The sequence below is a fragment of the Acidicapsa ligni genome (assembly GCF_025685655.1).
Lineage (GTDB): Bacteria > Acidobacteriota > Terriglobia > Terriglobales > Acidobacteriaceae > Acidicapsa > Acidicapsa ligni.
The window spans coordinates 1-1191 of the sequence record NZ_JAGSYG010000015.1 but is presented as its reverse complement, the minus strand read 5'-3'; the positions used below and the strand labels follow the sequence as shown (position 1 = coordinate 1191).

Here is a 1191-nt window from a genome sequence, read left to right as displayed (position 1 = left end):
TTCTTAAGCGATAATCTCGCTGATGGCGCCCGCGCCGACTGTCCTGCCGCCTTCGCGAATCGCGAAGCGCAGTCCCTTTTCCATCGCAACTGGAGTGTGCAGCTCAATCTCCAACTGGATGTTGTCGCCTGGCATAACCATCTCCGTGCCTTCCGGAAGCTTAGCCGTGCCCGTCACGTCCGTCGTGCGGAAGTAGAACTGAGGACGGTAGCCGTTGAAGAACGGAGTGTGACGTCCGCCTTCTTCCTTCGACAATACGTAAACCTCGCCCTTGAACTTGGTGTGCGGCTTGATCGACCCGGTCTTGGCCAACACCATGCCGCGCTCCACGTCTTCCTTCGCAACGCCACGCAGAAGCAAGCCTGCATTGTCGCCAGCCAGACCCTCGTCCAACTGCTTCTTGAACATTTCCACGCCTGTTACAACCGTCTTGCGCGTCTCGCGGAATCCGACGATCTCAACTTCCTCGCCAACCTTCACCTTGCCGCGCTCGATACGTCCGGTCACCACGGTTCCACGGCCGGAGATCGAGAAGATATCTTCAATCGGCATCAGGAACGGCAGATCGACCATGCGGTCTGGCTGCGGTACATAGCGGTCGACTTCGGCCATCAGAAGATCGACGCTCGCTTCCCACTTGGCTTCGCCGTTCAAAGCTCCCAGAGCCGAACCGCGAACCACCGGTGTATCGTCGCCCGGGAACTGGTACTTCGACAACAGTTCGCGAACTTCCATCTCGACCAGCTCGATCAGCTCTTCGTCTTCAACCGCATCGCACTTGTTCAGAAACACAACCAGCGAAGGTACGCCAACCTGGCGCGCCAGCAGAACGTGCTCCTTGGTCTGGGGCATCGGGCCGTCCGTCGCTGCTACCACCAGAATGCCGCCGTCCATCTGCGCCGCTCCGGTGATCATGTTCTTGATGTAATCCGCGTGACCAGGGCAGTCCACGTGAGCATAGTGACGGTTCGCCGTCTCATACTCTACGTGCGCTGTCGCGATCGTGATACCGCGCTCGCGCTCTTCGGGTGCGTTGTCAATCGTGTCAAACGAACGGAACGTGTTCTTCGGGTTGTGCTTCGACAACACCTTCGTGATCGCTGCCGTCAACGTCGTCTTGCCATGATCAATGTGACCAATCGTCCCTACGTTTACGTGCGGCTTAGAACGGTCAAATTTTTCCTTCGCCAT

At 57.9% G+C, this 1191-nt stretch carries 1 protein-coding gene; it reads right to left on the bottom strand.

Annotated elements, in window-relative coordinates; genetic code table 11:
• Nucleotides 1-3: 3 nt before the first annotated feature.
• Nucleotides 4-1191: elongation factor Tu (gene tuf / locus OHL19_RS22950; protein ID WP_263360192.1), on the bottom strand; the 1188-nt coding region annotated here is incomplete at its 5' end.